This is a genomic window from Streptomyces radicis, assembly GCF_003626575.1.
Taxonomy (GTDB): domain Bacteria; phylum Actinomycetota; class Actinomycetes; order Streptomycetales; family Streptomycetaceae; genus Streptomyces; species Streptomyces radicis.
The window spans coordinates 266,855-287,270 of record NZ_RBDY01000001.1 but is presented as its reverse complement, the minus strand read 5'-3'; the positions used below and the strand labels follow the sequence as shown (position 1 = coordinate 287,270).

Here is a 20,416-nt window from a genome sequence, read left to right as displayed (position 1 = left end):
CTCGAGCGGGGCGCCGGTGGCGGCGGGGAGGGGCGGCGTTCACCGCTCTCCCCGCCGCCGCTCGCGTCAGGGCCTGCGCGGCGAGGTGACGCGGTAGACGTCGTAGACGCCCTCGACGCCGCGCACGGCCTTCAGCACATGCCCCAGGTGCTTGGGGTCGCCCATCTCGAACGTGAAGCGGGACGTGGCCACCCGGTCACGCGAGGTCTGGACGGCGGCCGAGAGGATGTTCACGTGCTGGTCCGACAGGACGCGCGTGACGTCCGAGAGCAGCCGTGAACGGTCGAGTGCCTCGACCTGGATGGCGACCAGGAAGACCGAGGACTGGGTGGGCGCCCACTCGACGTCCAGGATCCGCTCGGGCTCCTGGGCGAGGGAGTCGACGTTCAGGCAGTCGGCCCGGTGCACGGAGACGCCGTTCCCGCGCGTGACGAAGCCGATGATCGGGTCCCCCGGCACCGGCGTGCAGCAGCGGGCGACCTTGACCCAGACGTCGTCCACGCCCTTGACCACCACGCCGGGGTCCGCGGTCGTGCGCCGCTTGGCGCGGACCGGGACCGGAGGGGCCGCCTCGGAGATGTCCTCGTTGGCCGCCTCCTCGCCGCCGACCGCCTGGACGAGCTTCTGCACCACGCTCTGCGCCGAGACATGGCCCTCGCCGATCGCGGCGTAGAGCGACGAGATGTCGGGGTACCGCATCTCGTGGGCCAGCGTGACCAGCGCGTCGCCGCTGAGCACGTGCTGGATCGGGAGGTTCTGCTTGCGCACGGCGCGGGCGATGGAGTCCTTGCCCTGCTCGATCGCCTCGTCCCTGCGCTCCTTGGAGAACCAGCCCCTGATCTTGTTGCGCGCGCGGGGGGACTTGACGAAGCCGAGCCAGTCACGCGAAGGGCCCGCGCCATCGGCCTTGGACGTGAAGATCTCCACGGTGTCGCCGTTGTCCAGCGTGGACTCGAGCGGCACCAGGCGGCCGTTGACCTTGGCCCCTATCGTGCGGTGGCCGACCTCGGTGTGCACGGCGTACGCGAAGTCGACCGGCGTCGCGCCGGCGGGCAGCGCGATCACGTCGCCCTTGGGCGTGAAGACGAACACTTCGTTGCGCGACAGGTCGAAGCGCAGCGACTCGAGGAACTCCCCCGGGTCCTCCGTCTCCTTCTGCCAGTCGAGCAGCTGCCGCAGCCAGGCCATGTCGTCCACGGTGGAACGGCCGCCCCTGCGCTCGCCCTTCTTCGGGGCGTCGGAGCGCACCTTGGAGGAGCCGGCGACCGCCTGCTGCTTGTACTTCCAGTGGGCGGCGATGCCGAACTCCGCGCGCCTGTGCATGTCGAACGTGCGGATCTGGAGCTCGACGGGCTTGCCCCCCGGCCCTATCACGGTCGTGTGCAGGGACTGGTACATGTTGAACTTGGGCATCGCGATGTAGTCCTTGAACCGCCCGGGCACCGGATTCCACCGCGCGTGCACGGTGCCGAGCGCGGCGTAGCAGTCGCGGACGGTGTCCACCAGGACCCTGATGCCCACCAGGTCGTAGATCTCCGCGAAGTCGCGGCCGCGCACGATCATCTTCTGGTAGACGCTGTAGTAGTGCTTGGGCCGCCCGGTGACCGCGGCCTTGATCCGGGCGCCGCGCAGGTCGGACTGCACCTCGTCGATGACGGTGGCGAGGTACTCGTCGCGCTTGGGCGCGCGCTCGGCGACCAGGCGGACGATCTCGTCGTACATCTTGGGGTAGAGGATCGCGAACGCCAGGTCCTCGAGCTCCCACTTGATGGTGTTCATGCCCAGGCGATGGGCGAGCGGGGCGTAGATCTCCAGCGTCTCGCGGGCCTTCTGCTCCTGCTTCTCCCGCTTGAGGAAGCGCATCGTCCGCATGTTGTGCAGGCGGTCGGCGAGCTTGATGACCAGGACCCTGGGGTCCCTGGCCATGGCCACCACCATCTTGCGGACGGTCTCGGCCTGGGCCGCCTCGCCGAACTTGACCTTGTCCAGCTTGGTGACGCCGTCGACGAGCTGGGCGACCTGGTCGCCGAAGTCCCTGCGGAGGGTGTCGAGGCCGTACTCGGTGTCCTCGACGGTGTCGTGCAGCAGCCCGGCCATCAGCGTCGCCGCGTCCATGCCCAGCTCGGCCAGGATCGTCGTCACGGCCAGCGGGTGGGTGATGTACGGGTCGCCGCTCTTGCGCTTCTGGCCGCGGTGCCACCGCTCGGCGACCTGGTAGGCGCGCTCGATGCGGCGCAGCAGCGCGGTGTCGGCCTTGGGGTCGTTGGCCCTGACGACGCGCAGCAGCGGCTCGAGGACGGGGTTGTACGGGCTGGAGCGCTGGACGCCGAGCCGGGCGAGGCGGGCCCGTACGCGGTTCGACGAGCCGGAGCGGCCCGAGACGCCGGAGACGGCGGGGGCCGACTGCGCCGCCGGTGCCGGGGCACGGCTGTCCTCCCCGTCCCGCCAGCCGAGGGCGGCGGCGGACGGCTTGGCACTCTTCCGCTGGGCTGAGGTGAGCGGCTGGGCGTCGTCTGGCAAGAGCACTCCTTCTCGGGCCCTTCCCCGCCGTGAACGGCCGGGAGGGGGAGCGGTCCTCCGAGCCGCGGGCGGCCTGAGGAGAGTCCGGCCGGAATTGATCGGACTGCCATGGTAACGAGCCCAGGGGATCCGCACGCGCGCAAGCCCGCGTACGCTCCCCGGCCCCCGCCGTGTGACGGGAGCCGGGAGCGTGCGCGGGCGTTCTCAGACGGTGAGCAACGCCTGGTAGGGGGCGCCGTCGAGGGCGGGGAGCACCCGCGCCCTGCCCGGCAGGAATCCCAGCTCCATCAGCACGGCCAGTCCGGCGACCTGGGCGCCGGAGCGCCGGATCAGCCGCAGGGCGGCCTCGGCGGTGCCTCCGGTGGCCAGCACGTCGTCGATGACCAGCACGCGGTCGGAGCCCGACAGGTCCTCGGCGTGGATCTCCATCTCGGCGCTGCCGTACTCGAGCTCGTACGCCTGCGCGAGGGTGGCCCCGGGGAGCTTGCCCGCCTTGCGGACCGGGACGAAGCCCAGGCCCGCGCGGACGGCCACGGGGGCGGCCAGGATGAAGCCCCTGGCCTCGAGCCCGACGACCTTGGTGGCGCCGTGCTCGATGCTGAACGCGGCCAGCGCGTCGGTGAGCGCGGTGAACGCCTCCGGGTCGGCGAGCAGCGGGGTGATGTCCTTGAAGACGATCCCGGGCTCGGGGTGGTCGGGGACATCGCGGATCCGGCCACGCAGCAGCGCCTCGACCTCGGCGCGCGACCGGGCGGCGGCCGTCACCGGCGCTTCCCCGAGGGACGGCCCTTGCCGCGGCCCCGCGACGTCGGCTGGCGGCGCGGCCCGCGGGAGCCTCGGGCGGCGGCGCCCGCGGCGGCGACGGGCGGGCGGCCCTCGTCCTCAAGGTCGTGGTCGCCGTGGCTGTCGTGGCCGCCGTGCTCGAGGCCCGGGACCTCGAGGTCCCGGTCCGAGAGCCTCGGCGAGGCGTCGTCGTCCGCGGACTCGTCCTCGTCGTCGGCGTCCGCGCCGAGGCCGAGCTCCTCGCGCTTGGCCCGCCGGGCGAGCACCTTGCGGTCATGGGCGGCGACCACCGGGTCACGGCTCTTGAAGTCCGAGACCAGCGGGGTCGCGATCATGATCGAGGAGTACGCGCCCGCGGCGAGGCCGACGAAGAGCGACAGGGCGATGTCGTTGAGCATGCCGCCGCCCAGCGCGCCACCGCCGATGAACAGCAGGGCGCTGACCGGGAGAAGGGCCACCACCGAGGTGTTGATCGAGCGGACCAGCGTGCCGTTCAGGCTGCGGTTGGCCAGCTCGGCGTAGGTGTGACGGCTCTGCTTCGTGAAGTTCCGGGTTGTCTCGCGCAGGCCGTCGAAGACCACGACCGTGTCGTAGAGCGAGTACCCGAGGATGGTCAGCAGGCCGATCACCGTGCCAGGTGTGACCTCGAAGCCCACCAGGGCGTAGACGCCGACGGTGATCGTGAGGTCGTGGACCAGCGCGATCAGCGCCGCGAGGGCCATGCGCCACTCGAAGGCGATGGCGAGGTAGATGACCACGAGGACGAGGAAGATCGCCAGGCCCTGCCACGCCCTGTTCGCGATCTGGGAGCCCCAACTCGGGCCGATCAGCTCGGCGTTGAGCGCCTCGGTCTCGATGTCGAGGGCGTCGGCGAGGGCGGCGCGCGTCTCGTTGGAGTGCTCGGTGTCCAGGCCGCTGACCTGGATGCGCATCGCGCCGTCGTCGCCGAGCGTCTGGACGAGGGCCTGGCTGCCCGACGCCTCCTCCGCCACCTCCTCGGCGGTCTCGGTGGAGACGGAGGTGGCCGGGGTGGTGAAGACCGCGCCGCCCTCGAACTCCACGCCCATGTGCAGGCCCTTGAGCCCCACCCCGGCGAAGGCCAGGATCGTGATCACGATCGACACCAGGTACCAGATCTTCCGGCGGGCGACGAAGTCGACGCCGACCTCTCCCCGGTAGAGCCGGGCACCGAGATCACCGAGCCGTGACATCTCACGCCTCCTTGGGGTCGCTGGGAACGGGCGCCGGGCGCCTGGCGCGCAGGAGCGGGCGGGCCCCGAGGCGCTTGGGGTCGAGGCCTGACCACGGGTGGCCGCCGGAGAAGAACTTCCGCCGGGCCAGCAGGGTCATCAGCGGCTTCGTGAACAGGAAGACCACCACCACGTCGAGCGCCGTCGTCAGGCCCAGGGTGAAGGCGAAGCCCTGCACCTTGCCGACGGTGACCACGAAGAGGACCGCGGCGGCGAGGAAGGAGACGAAGTCGGAGACCAGGATGGTCCGCCGGGCGCGCGGCCAGGCCCGCTCGACGGCGGGGCGCAGGCTGCGGCCCTCCCTGACCTCGTCCCTTATGCGTTCGAAGTAGACGATGAACGAGTCCGCCGTGATGCCGATGGCGACGATCGCGCCGCACACGGCCGGGAGGTTGAGCGCGAAGCCGATCATCGGGCCGAGCAGCGCCATCAGCGAGTAGGTGAGCGCGGCGGAGACGACGAGGCTGGCGATGGCGATCAGCGCCAGGCCGCGGTAGTAGACCAGCATGTAGGCGATGACCAGGGCGAGGCCGATGCCGCCCGCGATCAGGCCGGCCCGCAGCTGCTCGTCACCGAGGGTCGGCGAGACCGTGGAGACGCTCGCCTCCTCGAAGGTGAGGGGCAGCGCGCCGTACTGGAGGATGTTGGCGAGGTCCTCCGCGGACGCCTGCGTGAAGCCGCCGGAGATCTCGGCGCTGCCGCCGCCGAGGCGCTCGGAGACCGAGGGGGCGGAGACCGTCTCGCCGTCCAGCACGATGGCGAACCGGTTCTGTGGCTCGACCTGCATGGCCAGCTCGGCGGTGATGTCGGCGAACTTGTCGGCGCCGGAGCTGCTGAAGTCCATCTGGACGATCCAGCCCTGGCCGCGCTGGGTGTCGTAGACGGCGTCCGCGCCGCTGACGTCGCGGCCGGGGACGGCCACCGGGCCGAGCGCGTACTTGGTGGTGCCCTCGGCGTCGCACGTCACGACGGGCTCGTCGTCCTGCGCCTGGGCGGCGGCCCTGCTGGCCTCGAGGCGCCCGGCCTCGGTGGTGCAGTCGAGCGCGTCGAGCTGGGCCTGCGGGTCGGCCGGGGCCTCCTCGCCCTCACCGCCCTCATCGGCCGCGGCGTCCGACTCCTCGTCGGTGGGCTCGTCCGACGCGCCGTCGCTCGGCTCGTCCGTCGAGTCCTGGGCGGGGTGGGACGCCAGGCTCATGGTGCCGAGGCCGCCGTCGCGGGCGCCGGGGACGCCGAGGCTCTGGCTCTCGTCGCCGGACTCCTCGTCCGTCGGCTCCTCGTCGGTGGACTCCTCGTCGGTCGGCTCCTCGGTCGCGTCCTCGCCCGCGCCGTCGCCGGACTCGTCCGTGGGCTCGCCCGACTCCTCGTCGGTGGGCTCCTCGCCCGCGCCGTCGCTCGGCTCGTCCGTGGGCTCCTCGCCCGACTCGGCCGGGGGCGCGGCCGAGGCCATCGTCAGCACGGGGCGGAAGCCGAGCTCGGCCGTGGTGCCGACCTGCTCCCTCGCCTGCTCCTCGTTGGTGCCCCTGGGGATGTTGACGATGATGTTCCGGTCGCCCTGGGTCTGCACCTCCGCCTCGGAGACGCCGAGGCCGTTGACGCGGCGCTCGATGATGCTGACGGCGGTGTTGAGGTTCGTCGAGTTGATCGCGTCCTCGTTGCCCTCCTCGGCCACGGCGGCGAGCGTGATGCTCGTGCCGCCCGCGAGGTCGATGCCCAGGCGAGGCGTCGTGTGACCGGAGGCGAACATCCCCGCGACCAGGCCCACCACGATCAACGAAATCAGCGCCAGGGCCCGCCCTGGCCTCCCCTGCGCTCCCCTGGTCCTCCCGCTTCTCTTGGCGGAGGACCTGAGGCTCTTCTTCGGTGTCGCCACCTTCTCGTCTCTCTCTGTCCAGCGGTCCGCGGCCGGTGACCGCCGCGCGGCGGAATGACTGACGAGCGGCCGAGGCCGCCTCGCTCAGGACTGGGGGTCGCGCGGCTCCTTGGTGGAGCTGTCAGGAGAGTCGGACGTCACGGCGTCGTCGGCGTCGGCGTCGGCGTCGGCCTTGCCGAGCTCGACGCGGTCGCCGCCGTCCTCGGTCAGGGAGGAGGCGTCATCGGGAACGACCGGGGCCTCGTCCTCGTCGTCCTGGTGCGGCTCGTCGTCGATGATCCGCTGGAACTCGTCCGCGTCGAGGACGGCGCCGATGGCGTTCTTCGCGTAGACCGCGTGCACCCCGGGGGCGACCTCGAGGAGGACCGTGTCCTCCCTGACCTCCTTGACCTCGGCGTACATGCCGCCGATGGTCCGCACCCCCGACCCCGGCTCCATCGAGTCCCGCATCTCGAGAGCCTGACGCTGCCGGTTCTTGGCGGAGCGCGTCATCAGGAACATGACGCCGATGAGCAGAATGAAGGGGAAGAGAAACGCGATGTCCACGGCGGAGGGATTTCCTTTGTTCGGCCGCTGGCGCGACCTGACGTATGGGGGGCGGGCATGCCTTCCCGCACGGGGTCGGCAACGGCGGAGTCTAGGCGAGGCCGTACTCGGGGAACAACGTTCAGGATGCCACTGGAGTTCCTCGGGCGTGAAATCCGGGCTGTCAGGAACGCCTCACATCCCGAACAGTCCGTCTTGTCCCGTCCCGCCCTCCCGCGCCGGGGGCGTCAGGCCGAGGTGGCGCCAGGCCGCGGGGGTGGCCACGCGGCCACGCGGCGTCCTGGCGAGCAGCCCCTCCCTGACGAGGAACGGCTCGGCGACCTCCTCCACGGTCTCGCGCTCCTCCCCCACCGCGACCGAGAGCGTGGACAGGCCCACGGGGCCGCCGCCGAAGAGGTTGAGCAGGGCGTGCAGGACCGAGCGGTCGAGCCGGTCGAGGCCGCGCTCGTCCACCTCGTACACGGCGAGCGCCCGCCGGGCCGCCTCGCGGGTCACCACGCCGTCCGCGCGGACCTGGGCGTAGTCGCGGACCCGGCGCAGCAGGCGGTTGGCGATGCGGGGGGTGCCGCGCGAGCGCCCCGCGATCTCCGCGGCGCCGTCCGCCGTCACCTCGACGGCGAGCAGCCCGGCCGAGCGGTGCACGACCCGTTCGAGCTCGGTGGGCTCGTAGAACTCCATGTGCCCGGTGAACCCGAAGCGGTCGCGCAGCGGGGGCGGCAGCAGCCCGGCCCTCGTGGTGGCGCCGACCAGGGTGAACGGCGGCAGCTCGAGCGGGATCGCCGTGGCCCCCGGGCCCTTGCCGACGATGACGTCGACCCTGAAGTCCTCCATCGCCATGTAGAGCATCTCCTCGGCGGGCCGCGACATCCGGTGGATCTCGTCGAGGAAGAGCACCTCGCCCTCGGCGAGCGAGGACAGGATGGCGGCCAGGTCGCCCGCGTGCTGGATCGCGGGGCCCGAGGTGATCCGGATCGGGGCGCCCATCTCGGCGGCGATGATCAGGGAGAGGGTCGTCTTGCCGAGTCCGGGGGCGCCGGAGAGCAGGACGTGGTCGGCGGTCGCGCCGCGCGCGCGGGCGGCGCGCAGCACCAGATCGAGCTGCTCGCGGACGCGGGTCTGGCCGATGAACTCGCCGAAGTCCTTGGGGCGCAACGCCGCCTCGACCGCCAGGTCCTCGCGGTCGGCGGCGGCGCCGACCAGGCGCTCCTCCACGCCGTCGGTCTGCTCGTCCCAGCTCATGGTGTTCGCCTTCCGGCCCGGACCGCCTCGCTGCTCACGGGGGCCTACCTGGTGCGGTTGAGGGTTTGCAGGGCGGCGCGCAGCAGCCGCGGGACATCGGGCGCCGCGCCATCGGCCTCGGCCGCCTCGGCCTGCGGGGCGACGGCGGCCAGCGCGCCCTCGGCGTCGCGCGGGGCGTAGCCGAGGCCGACGAGCGCGGTACTGAGCTGCTCGCGCCAGTCGGGGGGCGCGGCGGCGCGCGCGGGTCGCGCCCGGGGCGCGGTGGACAGCGGGGCGCCGAGGCGGTCGCGCAGCTCGAGCAGGAGCTTCTGCGCGCCCTTCTTGCCGATGCCGGGCACGGCGGTGAGCGCCTTCTCGTCGCCGCTCGAGACGGCGAGGCGGAGCGCGTCGGGGCTGTGCACGGCCAGCATGGCCTGGGCGAGGCGGGGACCCACGCCGCTCGCGGTCTGGAGCAGCTCGAAGACCTGGCGCTCGTCGTCGTCGGCGAAGCCGTAGAGCGTGAGGGAGTCCTCGCGGACGACGAGCGACGTGGCGAGCCTGGCGCGCTCGCCCACGCGCAGCCCGGCGAGGGTGCCAGGGGTGCACTGGACGGCGACGCCGATGCCGCCGACCTCGACCACCGCGGAGTCGGGGGCGAGGGCGGCGACCGGTCCTGCGACGAAGGCGATCATGAGGGGATGGTGCCCTTCGGTCGTGGGGTCGGCGGCTCGCGGCGCGCCGCCGCGTGGGCCCGCCTGATGCGGTCGTGGGCCGGGGCGCGCCAGATGTGGCAGATGGCGAGCGCGAGGGCGTCGGCCGCGTCCGCGGGCCTGGGGGGCGCGTCGAGGCGGAGCAGACGCGTGACCATGGCGCCCACCTGCGCCTTGTCGGCGCGCCCGCTGCCGGTGACGGCGGCCTTGACCTCGCTGGGCGTGTGGAGGGCGACGGGCAGGCCGCGCCGGGCCGCGCAGAGCATGGCCACCGCGCTCGCCTGTGCGGTGCCCATGACGGTACGGACGTTGTGCTGGCTGAACACCCGCTCCACGGCGACCGCTTCGGGCCTGTGGGCGTCCAGCCACTCCTCGAGGCCACGCTCGATGGCCACCAGGCGCAGCGGGGTCTCGGCGTCGGCGGGGGTGCGCAGCACACCCACCGCGGCCATCGTCAGCGGGCGCCCCGGGGCCCCGTCCACGACGCCGACCCCGCAGCGGGTCAGCCCTGGGTCGACTCCCAGTACCCGCAACGCGCCCTCCCTCGTTCGACGGCTCCCGCCGGAACGGCTCGGGCGGGACACGCGGCACGCTACCCGGCCCCACCGACAATCGCCGTGAGCCGACGGGGTCTTGGGGGTGTCGAACGTCGTGCTACGCGTCGACCTTGGCCAGCACGTCGTCGGCCACGTCGAAGTTGGCGAAGACGTTCTGCACGTCGTCGCTGTCCTCGAGGGCGTCGATCAGCCGGAAGATCTTGCGGGCGCCGTCCTCGTCGAGCTCGACCTGCATCGTCGGCAGGAAGCCCGCCTCGGCCGAGTCGTAGTCGATCCCGGCCTCCTGGAGGGCGGTGCGGACCGCGACCAGGTCGCCGGCCTCGCTGACGACCTCGAACGACTCGCCCAGGTCGTTGACCTCCTCGGCGCCCGCCTCGAGCACCGCGCCGAGCACGTCGTCCTCGGACTGCCCCGCCTTGGGGACGATCACCACGCCCTTGCGGTTGAACAGGTAGGAGACGGAGCCGGGGTCGGCCATCGAGCCGCCGTTGCGCGTCATGGCGACGCGGACGTCGGAGGCGGCGCGATTGCGGTTGTCCGTCAGGCACTCGATGAGGACGGCCACTCCGTTCGGCCCGTACCCCTCGTACATGATCGTCTGGTACTCGGCGCCGCCCGCCTCGAGGCCCGCGCCGCGCTTGACCGCGCGGTCGATGTTGGTGTTGGGGACAGAGCTCTTCTTGGCCTTCTGGATGGCGTCGTAGAGCGTGGGGTTCCCCTCGGGGTCACCGCCACCGGTCCGCGCGGCGACCTCGATGTTCTTGATCAGCTTCGCGAACAGCTTGCCGCGCTTGGCATCGATCACGGCCTTCTTGTGCTTGGTGGTTGCCCACTTGGAGTGGCCGGACACAGCGCTGCTCCTTCGATGTCACCAGAAATTCCCTCAACACGTCGATCAACCTGGTTGATCCTACCGGCAGCGTGCTACCGCGCCGTGCGCACCATGTCGGCGAAGAGCGCGTGGACCCTGTGGTCGCCGGTGAGTTCCGGGTGGAACGCGGTGGCCAGCAGGTGGTCCTGGCGCACGGCGACCGGGTGCCCCCGGTGAACGGCGAGCGTCTCGGCCAGGGCGCCGGTGGACTCCACCCAGGGCGCGCGGATGAACACGCCGTCGACCGGGCCGCCCGGCACGCCCGCCATGGCGACGGCGGCCTCGAACGACTCGTTCTGCCGCCCGAAGGCGTTGCGCCGCACGATCATGTCGATGCCGCCGACGGTCTCCTGGCCCGAGCGCGGGTCGAGGATCTTGTCCGCGAGCATGATCATGCCCGCGCACGAGCCGTAGGCGGGCATGCCCGACCTGACGCGTGCCCGCAGGGGCTCGAGCAGCCCGAAGGCGTGGGCCAGCTTGGAGATGGTGGTCGACTCGCCGCCGGGGATGACCAGTCCTTCGACCTCGGCCAGCTCCTCGGGGCGGCGCACGGCGGTGACCCGTGCGCCCGCCCCGGTGAGGGCGGCCAGGTGCTCGCGGACGTCTCCCTGGAGGGCGAGAACGCCGATGAGGGGGGAGGTCACGCGTGCCGCCCTCCGCTCACCAGCCGCGCGAGGCGTAGCGCTCGCCGTCGGGCAGGGTGTCGATGTTGATGCCGACCATGGCCTCGCCGAGGCCGCGTGAGACGTCGGCGACGATCTTGGGGTCGTCGTAGAACGTCGTGGCCTTGACGATGGCCGCGGCCCGCTTGGCCGGGTCGCCCGACTTGAAGATGCCGGAGCCGACGAACACGCCCTCGGCGCCGAGCTGCCGCATGAGCGCGGCGTCGGCCGGGGTCGCCACGCCACCGGCGGAGAACAGCACCACCGGCAGCTTGCCCAGCCCGGCGACCTCCTTGACCAGCTCGTAGGGGGCGCGCAGCTCCTTGGCCGCGGCGAACAGCTCGTGGTTGTCGAGCGCGCGCAGCCGGCCGATCTCGCCCCTGATCTGCCGCATGTGGCGGACGGCCTCCACGACGTTCCCCGTGCCGGCCTCGCCCTTGGAGCGGATCATGGCCGCGCCCTCGGCGATGCGCCGCAGGGCCTCGCCGAGGTTGGTGGCGCCGCAGACGAACGGGGTGGTGAAGGACCACTTGTCGGTGTGGTTGACCTCGTCGGCCGGGGTCAGCACCTCGGACTCGTCGATGTAGTCGACGCCGAGCGCCTGGAGCACCTGGGCCTCGACGACGTGCCCGATGCGGGACTTGGCCATCACGGGGATGGACACGGCCTCGATGATGCCGTCGATCATGTCCGGGTCGGACATCCTGGCCACGCCGCCGTCCTTGCGGATGTCGGCGGGGACGCGCTCGAGCGCCATGACGGCCACGGCCCCGGCGTCCTCGGCGATCTTCGCCTGCTCCGGGGTGACCACGTCCATGATCACTCCGCCCTTGAGCTGCTCGGCCATGCCGCGCTTGACTCGGGCGGTGCCGGTCTCCGGCGTCGTGGGGGCGGGGGATGACGTGCTCGACACGGGATCTGACCTCACTCAGCGGTAGCTTCTGGGGAGAGATGGGGTGGTACACCCCATCGTAGGACCGGTGGCGGCGCGGGCGTCGTGCCCGGCGGCCGAGGCCACCTTCGATGAAACCGCGAAGTGGCCCCGGGCGAAAGGGCCAATCGGCACTCAGTGGCCTGGACGATCGGGCCGTGCCGTGTGCTCGACCAGCGCCGGCGGCGGCTCGTCGTCCATCTCGAACGCCAGCGGGAACGGCGCGTGCCCCGCCAGCCTGAACCACCGCACCGTGCGATGGCGGCGCACGGCCCTGGCGGCGCGCACCGCGTCGTTGTGGAAACGCCGGGCCATCGGCACCCGGCGCACCGCGGCCTCGAGCTCGTCGGCGCTCGCCTGCCCGCCAGGGGCCTCACGGACCGCGACGACCTGCGCGCTCTCGGCGAACACCACCCGCAGCGCCTGGCTCAGCTCGCTCTCCGCGACCTCGCGCTGATCCTCGGGCGCGAGCCGCGCGGCGTGCGCCGCCTGGTAGATGACCATGGAGGCGGCCGGGTCGAACACCCCGGCGGTGGCCAGCTCCTGGGCCACGGAGACGCGCCGCAGCAGCTGCGCGTCGAGCGCCGCGCGGGCCGCGTCGATGCGCGCGTGCAGCCGGTCGAGACGCCCCGCGGTCCAGCTGAGGTAGACGCCGATCAGCAGCAGGGCCAGGACGATCCAGATGGCGGTGGTCACGGGGCGTCACCCTACCGGCAGGGCCCGCGGCCTCAGTCGCGGGTGCGGCCGAGGCGGCCGAGGAACCCGGCCCGGTCGTCGGGGGCCACCGCCTCCGCGCCCGCCGTCACCGTCTCGTAGACCGCGAGCACATCGGCGCCGACGGTCGACCAGTCGAACCTGCGCACATGCTCGCTGCCGCGCTCCCGCAGCTCGGCCCGCCGTGCCGGAGCCCCGAGCAGGTGGACGGCGGCGGCGGCCAGCGCGTCGGCGTCCTCGTTCGGGAAGAGCTGCCCCGCCGCTCCCCCGTCGAGCACCTGGGCGAACGCGTCCAGGTCGCTCGCCAGCACGGGCGCGCCCGCCGACATGGCCTCGACCAGGATGATGCCGAAGCTCTCGCCCCCGGTGTTGGGCGCGACGTAGAGGTCGACGCTGCGCAGCAGCCTGGCCTTGTCCTCGTCGCTCACCATGCCGAGGAACTCCACGCGCCCCCTGAGGTCGTCGGGCAGCCCGGCCACCGCCTCCTTCTCGTCGCCGCGCCCCGCGACCAGCAGCCTGGCCCCCGGGCGCTCGCGCAGGATCCGCGGCAGCGCGCGCATCAGGACCGGCAGCCCCTTGCGCGGCTCGTCGATGCGGCCGATGAACCCGATGGTCCCGCCCTGCCACTCCGCCTTGGGCTCGGCGTCGGCGAAGAAGCCGACGTCGACGCCGTTGGGGATCACCACCGCGTCCCCGCCCAGGTGTTCCACGAGGGTGCGACGGGCGTACTCGCTGACGGCGACGCGCGCGCTGATCTTCTCGAGCGCGGGCTGGAGCATCGGATAGGCGGCGATCATGACGCGCGAGCGGGGGTTCGACGTGTGGAACGTCGCCACGATCGGGCCGCGCGCCGCCCAGCACGTCAGCAGCCCGAGCGAGGGAACGGACGGCTCGTGGATGTGCAGCACGTCGAAGTCGCCCTCGTGCACCCAGCGCCGCACGCGCGCCACGGAGCGCACGCCGAGGTTCACGCGCGCCACCGAGCCGTTGTACGGGACGGAGACGGCACGCCCCGCCGCGACGACATAGGGCGGCAGTGGGGTGTCCTCGTCGGCGGGGGCGAGCACCGACACATGGTGGCCGCGCCGGATGAGGTGCTCGGCCAGGTCGCGGACATGGAACTGGACACCGCCCGGCACATCCCAGGAGTAGGGGCAGACGATGCCGATCCTCATGCCGTTCCGCCTCCTCGGCCCGAGCCCCCGCGGCCGCCCCCGCCCGCCGCGGCGGCGTGCCGGGCGACGTCGGCGGGCCACAGGGGCTGGAGCATGTGCCAGTCCTGGGGGTGCGCCGCGATGCCCGCGGCGAAGTGGTCGGCCAGGGCCTGGGTCATGACGGCGGTCCGCTCGGCGCGGGTGCCGGTCTCGGGCACGGGGACCGGAGGCAGTATCCGGCCGCGCATCACCGGCGGCTCGTCGTACCACAGGCTGACCGGCAGGAGCATCGCGCCGGTCTGCTGGGCGAGCAGGGCGGGGCCTCCCGGCATGCGGGCGGTCTCGCCGAAGAACGTCACGTCCACGCCGGACGCCGACAGGTCGCGGTCGGCGACCAGGCACACCAGGCCCCCGGCCCGCAGCCGCCTGGCCAGGCGCCCGAACGACGCGCCGCCCGTGTGCGGGAGCACCTCCATGCCCAGGGCCTCGCGGTAGGCGACGAAGCGGTCGTAGAGGCGTTCGGGCTTCACGCGCTCGGCGACCGTGCCGAACTCCGCCCCGAGCGCGGTGACCAGCCAGGCCCCGGCCAGGTCCCAGTTCGCCATGTGCGGGAGGGCGAGGATGACGCCGCGATCACCGTCTATGGCATCGGTGAGGTGCTCGAAATCCTGGGTCTGGAACGCGCCCTTGATCCGCTCCGTGCTCCACGCGGGCAGCCGGAACGTCTCCATCCAGTACCGCAGGTAGGACCGCATCCCGGCGCGGGTCAGCTCGCGCAGCTCCTCGGGCCCCGCGCCGGGGACGACGCGCGCGAGGTTGGCCTCGAGGCGCAGCACGCCGGCGCCGCGGCGGCGCCACGCGGAGTCGGCGACCCGGCGGCCCAGGGCCTGGGCGGCGGGCTCGGGCATGCGTCTGATCGTGCTCCACCCGGCGGCGTACAGCGCGTCGGCGAGCCGGTCCCTCATGCCGGGCCGCTTCCCTGGGCCTGCTCGCTGCCCCGCTCCCGCTCGCTCTTCCGCTCCTGCTCGCGTTCCGGCTCCCGCTCCTGCTCCTGCTCCTGGCGGGCGGCGGCGTCGGCCTCGGCGGACTCGCGGCGGATGGTGACCACGCGCTGGACGAGGGTGATCAGGCTGCCGAAGGCCACCACCCAGAGGGCGAGCGGCAGCAGCAGGCCGATGTGCGGCACGTCGAACGTCCGCTCCCACCCGGCGAATCCGGCCAGGACGAGCGTGATCACCAGGCGCTCCGCGCGCTCGACCAGGCCGTTGACGCGGACCGGCAGGCCGATGCTCTCGCCCCTGGCCTTGGTGTACGACACGACCTGGCCGCTGGCCAGGCAGAAGATGGTGACCGCGCAGAGCATCAGGTTGTCGCCGTTCCCGGCGTACCAGAGGGCGATGCCGGTGAAGATGGCGGCGTCGGCCACCCGGTCGAGGGTGGAGTCGAGGAACGCGCCCCACCGGCTCGACGTGCCGAGCTGCCGCGCCATGTTCCCGTCGACCAGGTCCGAGAAGACGAACAGGGTGATGACGACGGTGCCCCAGAAGAACTCACCTCTGGGGTAGAAGGCCAGTGCTCCCGCCATGACTCCGGCGGTCCCCGCCACCGTCACGGCGTCCGGGGACACCCCCCTCCTCAGCAGGAAGGCGGCGAACGGCGTGAGGACACGCGTGAAGAATGCACGCGCGTACTTGTTGAGCATGGCCTTCCCAGGGGTCAGGTCGCAGCGGGCCGCGTCGGGGCGGCCGTCCGAAAGCCCCATCGTAGCCACGTGCGCGGGACGGCGACGCGGGCCCCGGCGGATGGCGCGAAGCCGGTCGTCGTGGCCCCGTGGACCCCCGCGCGCCGCTAGGCTGGTCCGGGCAGGTGTGCCGGGCCTCCGGGAAGGGAACTGGCCTGGAGGCGGCTGGCGTTCGAGGCGTGTGAGGACTGTGGGGGTGTTCGGTGGCCGGGCTGGACGACCTGAAGCGATCGGCGGGGGTGGAGTTCGACTTCGCGCCCGGGGCGCAGATCCCGCTGTCCGCCGCGGACAGCGGCAGGACCGGGGTGAGCAGCGCGATCGCCTCGGTGGCCTACCGGGAGGGCGTCGCGCCCGCGGACATCTGCGAGCCGAACGCCAAGGCCAAGGTGAACGGCGGGCGCTTCTCGCTCCTCGAGCCCAACCTCGGCGAGGCGTTCACGCGCGCCATCGAGGTGCGGATGCTCGCCGACGGGCGCAAGCCGATAGTGCAGTCCTTCGGCGCCGAGCCGCAGACGGTGGTGGAGCACAGCCTGGCCGCCAAGCGCATCCGCAAGCAGCGGGACAGGCAGTTGACCGCCATCATGATCGTCTTCGGGCTGCTGTTCCTGCCCGGCGTCCTGATATGGCTCGGTCTCTTCCAGCTGCGCCGGACGATCGCGGGGGCGCAGGACCGGCGGGCGGGCGCGTTCGGCATGGCCGGGCTCGTCCTGGTCGCCGCGCTGATCGTGCTGATGGTGCTGCGGCTGCCGGTCGACGGCGTGCTCCAGATCTATGTGTGGGCCGCGCTGCCCGCGCCGATCATCGGCTGGTACCTGGCGAAGCAGATCTGCGAGCGCACCGCGAAGAACCTTCGGGCGCACTGGTCGGAGCTGCTGGGCGGCGGCGGGGGCGGCGCGCAGATCCCCGAGGCCGTTCCGCAGAACCCCAACGACGCGGAGGCCGAGCGGCTGCGGGTGGGCCTGGCGAAGCTCGCGGCCGAGCAGAGCAGCAACCTGATCCACTACGCGGGCACCGACGGGATACTGGGCATGGGCGTGCGCTGGGCCAGCTGGCAGCTGGCCGAGGAGTTGCGGCCCAAGGACGCCAAGCGGGACATCGACCCGTTCCGCGCGTGGGACGTCGCGCGGGCGATGCACGACCAGCTGCGGATGCTGGAGCGCGGGCCGCTGCACACCGGTGGCTTCCCCACCCCCTCGATAACGCACTGGGTGGTCCGCCACGTCGGCAACGGCGCGGGGGCCGTCTCGCGCCCCGAGGGCCCCAACACCGAGGGGTTCAGCTTCAGCAACATCGAGGTCCAGCGGATCTGCAACGAGCAGCAGTTCGACAAGGGCGACCGGCACTACCTCGGCGTGCAGTTCGTGCTGTGGGACGGCGAGTTGGTGATCACGATGATGATCACGGTGACCGTGCTGCACCACACGCTGCGGATCGAGGTGACGGCGCACGCGCTCGGCCCGCTCCACGGCTTCTTCCGCAAGGGCCCCGACACCAAGAAGAAGAAGATCCGCAGCGCGGGCAAGCCCTGGAAGATGGTGGAGCAGCCGCTGCCGTACGTGGACGCCAAGGAAGTGGTGCGGCTCGCGGCGCGGGCGCCGCTGACATGGTTCCCGGCGCGGCTCGACAAGTACGGCGGCACGCTGAGCCTGCCGGAGCCGTTCGGCCTGCGCCACACGTGGGCGACGGCGCCGTGGAAGCACCGCTTCATGATGGACGACGCGCTGCGGGCCGTGACGCCGGTGCTGCGGGTGGCGCACGCGGCGGCGATGCGGGTGCTCGACGAACACGGCGTGGACGTCTCGGCGTTCGAGAGCAGGTCGCAGGCGCTCAGCGGTCAGGTGCAGACCGCCGAGCCGCGGAAGGCGGACGAGTACAACATGTGAGCCGGGCGCGGCCCGCCGCGCTCAGGCGGGCCAGACCTCGGCGAGCATCCGCCGGGTGTCGGCGAGGAGTTGGGGCAGGACCTTGGTGTGCCCCACGACGGGCATGAAGTTGGCGTCCCCGCCCCACCGCGGCACCACGTGCTGGTGCAGGTGGGGCGCGATGCCCGCGCCCGCGGCCGAGCCCTGGTTGAGGCCGATGTTGAAGCCGTGGGCGCCCGATGCCGTGCGGATCGCGGTCATGGCGCGCTTGGTCTGCTCGGCCAGCTCGACGGTCTCGGCGTGGTCGAGGTCGGTGTAGTCGGCGACATGGCGGTAGGGCACCACGAGCAGGTGGCCGCTGTTGTACGGGTAGAGGTTGAGGACGGCGTAGGTGACCTCGCCGCGGGCGATGACCAGGCCGTCCTCGTCGCTCTTGCCGGGAATCGAGCAGAACGGGCAGCCGTCCCCGGCCCCGTCGCCGGTGGGCTTGCCCTCGCCCTGGATGTAGGCCATCCGATGGGGGGTCCAGAGGCGCTGGAAAGCGTCCGGCGTCCCGACCCCGATCTGCTGCTCCGGCTCGCTGCTCATGCGGGCCAGCATATGGCGTTGCCGTGCGCCTGAAGGGCCCCGGGGCGGTGTGCGCCCGGAGCCCTCCGGGTCAGACCTGGACGCGTCGCGCGACCGCGTCGGCGATCTCGGCCAGGGCCTCGTCGCGGGGGATGCCGTTCTTCTGCGAGCCGTCCCGGTAGCGGAAGCTGACCGCGTCGTTCGCGATGTCGTCGTCCCCGGCGATGACCATGAACGGGACCTTCTGCTTCTGGGCGTTGCGGATCTTCTTCTGCATGCGGTCGGACGAGCTGTCGACGTCCATCCGCAGCCCGTGCCCCTTGGCCTCGGCGGCGAACGCCTCGAGGTAGGGGACATGGGCGTCGCCGATGGGGATGCCGACGGCCTGCACGGGCGCGAGCCACGGCGGGAAGACGCCCGCGTAGTGCTCGACGAGGACGGCGAAGAACCGCTCGATCGAGCCGAACAGCGCGCGGTGGATCATGACGGGCCGCTGCCGTGAGCCGTCCGCCGCGGTGTATTCGAGCTCGAAACGCTTGGGCTGCTGGAAGTCGACCTGGATCGTGGACATCTGCCAGGTGCGGCCGATGGCGTCCTTGGCCTGCACGGAGATCTTCGGCCCGTAGTACGCCGCGCCGCCAGGGTCCATGACGAGCTCGAGGCCCTGCTTGCCCGCGGCCTGGCGCAGCACCTCGGTGGCCTCGGCCCACTCCTCGGGCTCGCCGATGAACTTGTCCGAGTCACCGCGGGTGGACAGCTCGAGGTAGAACTCGCTGAGGCCGTAGTCGCGCAGCAGGTTGAGCACGAAGGTCAGCAGCGCGTCCAGCTCGTCGGGCATCTGCTCCTTGGTGCAGTAGATGTGCGAGTCGTCCACGGTGAAGCCGCGGGCGCGGGTGAGGCCGTGCACGACGCCGGATTTCTCGTACCGGTAGACCGTGCCGAACTCGAAAAGCCGCAGCGGCAATTCCCGGTAGGACCGCCCACGCGCCCGGAAAATCAGGTTGTGCATGGGGCAGTTCATCGCCTTGAGGTAATAGTCCTGCCCATCGAATTCCATGGGCGGGAACATCGACTCGGCGTAGTGCGGCAGATGGCCCGAGGTCTCGAAGAGATTCGCCTTCGTGATGTGCGGGGTGTTGACGAATTCGTACCCGGCTTCCTCGTGGCGGCGCCGCGAATAGTCCTCCATGACCCGGCGGATGACGCCGCCCTTGGGGTGGAAGACGGCGAGGCCTGAGCCGAGCTCCTCGGGAATGGAGAAGAGGTCGAGCTCGGCGCCGAGCTTGCGGTGGTCGCGCTTCTCGGCCTCGGCGAGGAACGCCAGATGGGCCTTGAGCTCGTCCCTGCTCGGCCACGCGGTGCCGTAGATCCGCTGGAGCTGGGGGTTCTTCTCGCTGCCCCGCCAGTAGGCGGCGGCGGTGCGCATCAGCTTGAACGCCGGGATCAGCCGCGTGCTCGGCAGGTGCGGGCCGCGGCACAGGTCCTTCCAGCAGACGTCGCCCGACGAGGGGTCGACGTTGTCGTAGATGGTCAGCTCGCCCGCGCCGACCTCGGCGCCCGCGCCCTCGGCCTGGTCCGCGGCGGCGCCCTTGAGCCCGATCAGCTCCAACTTGTAGGGCTCACCGGCCAGTTCGTCCCTGGCCTCGGTGTCTCCCACCACACGGCGCGAGAAGCGCTGCCCCTGCTTCTGGATCTGCTGCATCCGCTTCTCGATGCGGCCGAGGTCCTCGGGCTGGAACGGCCGCTCCACGTCGAAGTCGTAGTAGAAGCCGTCCTTCACGGGCGGCCCGATGCCGAGCTTGGCCTCGGGGAACAGCTCCTGCACGGCCTGCGCCATCACGTGCGCGGTGGAGTGGCGCAGGATGTCGAGGCCGTCGGGCGACCCGATGAGAACGGGCTCGATCTCGTCCCCGTCGGCCAGCGGGCGGGCGAGGTCCCGCAGCTCGCCCCAGACGCGGGTGGCGACGACGGACCGGTCGCCCTCGAAGATCGCGGCGGCCGTCGTGCCCGTGGCCACCACGCGTTCTTCCCGCTCGGAATCGCGTTTGATGATCACACGGACGTCTGACACCGGTCTCTCCTGACTCATGGCGTATGGAGGCAGCCTGCGCTGCGCGGTTGGCATCGTACCGACCTGAAGCACCCGAGGGCGAAGCAGAAAGCGCTGGCCGCGCGGGAACGGTGGCCGCCGTGTGGGGTGCGGGTGGGAGGAGCGTTCGCTGCGCGAGGCGGGACCGGGAGGAAACGACGAAGGCCGAGCGGCCGACGCGCACCGGACCCACCCCCCGGAACCCGGGCGAACGCGCGAAGCGGCGAAGACCACACCCAACACCCGTGAAGCCCTCAGGACTTGCCGAAGGGGGCGCGGGTGGCGAAGCCCCCGCAACGCGAGGCGAAGCCGAGCACAAACGACGAGGGCGAAGCCGTCCACACCTTCCGCGGACACCACCAACCCCCAGG

General features: G+C 72.2%; 18 protein-coding genes. 1 reads left to right on the top strand and 17 read right to left on the bottom strand.

Annotated elements, in window-relative coordinates:
• Window positions 1-66: 66 nt before the first annotated feature.
• From D7318_RS01320 to pgsA, 15 genes are all read right to left on the bottom strand, one after another.
• Window positions 67-2,520, bottom strand: coding sequence for a RelA/SpoT family protein (locus tag D7318_RS01320; RefSeq protein WP_120694930.1), 2,454 nt, complete (start codon window positions 2,518-2,520; stop codon window positions 67-69).
• Window positions 2,521-2,724: 204 nt separating this feature from the next.
• Window positions 2,725-3,285, bottom strand: a complete 561-nt coding sequence (locus D7318_RS01315; RefSeq protein WP_120694929.1) for an adenine phosphoribosyltransferase — start codon at window positions 3,283-3,285, stop codon at window positions 2,725-2,727.
• Window positions 3,282-4,514: a protein translocase subunit SecF gene (gene secF, locus D7318_RS01310; protein WP_120694928.1), complete on the bottom strand. Its 1,233-nt coding sequence runs from the start codon at window positions 4,512-4,514 to the stop codon at window positions 3,282-3,284. The genes D7318_RS01315 and secF overlap by 4 nt, the downstream gene beginning before the upstream one ends.
• A 1-nt stretch (window position 4,515) precedes the next feature.
• Window positions 4,516-6,324, bottom strand: a complete 1,809-nt coding sequence (secD, locus tag D7318_RS01305) for a protein translocase subunit SecD (protein ID WP_230423236.1) — start codon at window positions 6,322-6,324, stop codon at window positions 4,516-4,518.
• Window positions 6,325-6,507: 183 nt separating this feature from the next.
• Window positions 6,508-6,969 (bottom strand): preprotein translocase subunit YajC, encoded by a 462-nt coding sequence (yajC, locus tag D7318_RS01300; protein WP_120694927.1) that lies wholly within the window; start codon window positions 6,967-6,969, stop codon window positions 6,508-6,510.
• A gap of 174 nt (window positions 6,970-7,143) precedes the next feature.
• Window positions 7,144-8,208, bottom strand: coding sequence for a Holliday junction branch migration DNA helicase RuvB (ruvB, locus tag D7318_RS01295; RefSeq protein WP_120694926.1), 1,065 nt, complete (start codon window positions 8,206-8,208; stop codon window positions 7,144-7,146).
• 44 nt (window positions 8,209-8,252) lie between these two features.
• Window positions 8,253-8,879, bottom strand: coding sequence for a Holliday junction branch migration protein RuvA (gene ruvA / locus D7318_RS01290; protein WP_120694925.1), 627 nt, complete (start codon window positions 8,877-8,879; stop codon window positions 8,253-8,255).
• The gene (gene ruvC, locus D7318_RS01285) at window positions 8,876-9,430 is read right to left on the bottom strand and encodes a crossover junction endodeoxyribonuclease RuvC (RefSeq protein ID WP_120694924.1); all 555 of its coding nucleotides are present in this window, start codon (window positions 9,428-9,430) and stop codon (window positions 8,876-8,878) included. Before ruvC ends, ruvA begins: the two co-directional genes overlap by 4 nt.
• 121 nt (window positions 9,431-9,551) lie before the next feature.
• Window positions 9,552-10,304 carry a YebC/PmpR family DNA-binding transcriptional regulator gene (locus tag D7318_RS01280; RefSeq protein WP_120694923.1) on the bottom strand — a complete coding sequence of 251 codons (753 nt, stop codon included), beginning with the start codon at window positions 10,302-10,304 and terminating at the stop codon, window positions 9,552-9,554.
• 74 nt (window positions 10,305-10,378) lie between these two features.
• Window positions 10,379-10,969, bottom strand: coding sequence for a pyridoxal 5'-phosphate synthase glutaminase subunit PdxT (pdxT, locus tag D7318_RS01275; RefSeq protein WP_120694922.1), 591 nt, complete (start codon window positions 10,967-10,969; stop codon window positions 10,379-10,381).
• A gap of 16 nt (window positions 10,970-10,985) precedes the next feature.
• The gene (gene pdxS / locus D7318_RS01270; RefSeq protein ID WP_120694921.1) at window positions 10,986-11,900 is read right to left on the bottom strand and encodes a pyridoxal 5'-phosphate synthase lyase subunit PdxS; all 915 of its coding nucleotides are present in this window, start codon (window positions 11,898-11,900) and stop codon (window positions 10,986-10,988) included.
• Window positions 11,901-12,053: 153 nt separating this feature from the next.
• Window positions 12,054-12,614 carry a LemA family protein gene (locus tag D7318_RS01265; protein WP_120694920.1) on the bottom strand — a complete coding sequence of 187 codons (561 nt, stop codon included), beginning with the start codon at window positions 12,612-12,614 and terminating at the stop codon, window positions 12,054-12,056.
• 32 nt (window positions 12,615-12,646) lie between these two features.
• Window positions 12,647-13,807, bottom strand: coding sequence for a glycosyltransferase family 4 protein (locus D7318_RS01260; protein ID WP_120694919.1), 1,161 nt, complete (start codon window positions 13,805-13,807; stop codon window positions 12,647-12,649).
• Window positions 13,804-14,751: a phosphatidylinositol mannoside acyltransferase gene (locus tag D7318_RS01255; RefSeq protein WP_120694918.1), complete on the bottom strand. Its 948-nt coding sequence runs from the start codon at window positions 14,749-14,751 to the stop codon at window positions 13,804-13,806. Before D7318_RS01255 ends, D7318_RS01260 begins: the two co-directional genes overlap by 4 nt.
• Entirely contained in the window at window positions 14,748-15,488 is a 741-nt protein-coding gene (pgsA, locus tag D7318_RS01250; protein ID WP_120695214.1) for a phosphatidylinositol phosphate synthase, read from the bottom strand. The genes D7318_RS01255 and pgsA overlap by 4 nt, the downstream gene beginning before the upstream one ends.
• Window positions 15,489-15,730: 242 nt before the next feature.
• Here pgsA and D7318_RS01245 point away from each other — a divergent pair, with 242 nt between their 5' ends.
• Complete coding sequence (locus D7318_RS01245) at window positions 15,731-17,410, top strand: hypothetical protein (RefSeq protein ID WP_230423235.1); 1,680 nt, start codon at window positions 15,731-15,733, stop codon at window positions 17,408-17,410.
• A gap of 21 nt (window positions 17,411-17,431) precedes the next feature.
• On the opposite strand, the gene D7318_RS01240 is transcribed toward D7318_RS01245, so the two are convergent.
• Together D7318_RS01240 and thrS are read right to left on the bottom strand one after the other, a co-directional pair.
• Entirely contained in the window at window positions 17,432-17,989 is a 558-nt protein-coding gene (locus D7318_RS01240; protein ID WP_120694917.1) for an HIT family protein, read from the bottom strand.
• 58 nt (window positions 17,990-18,047) lie between these two features.
• Window positions 18,048-20,027: a threonine--tRNA ligase gene (thrS, locus tag D7318_RS01235; RefSeq protein ID WP_183091235.1), complete on the bottom strand. Its 1,980-nt coding sequence runs from the start codon at window positions 20,025-20,027 to the stop codon at window positions 18,048-18,050.
• Between the last annotated feature and the right edge of the window lie 389 nt (window positions 20,028-20,416).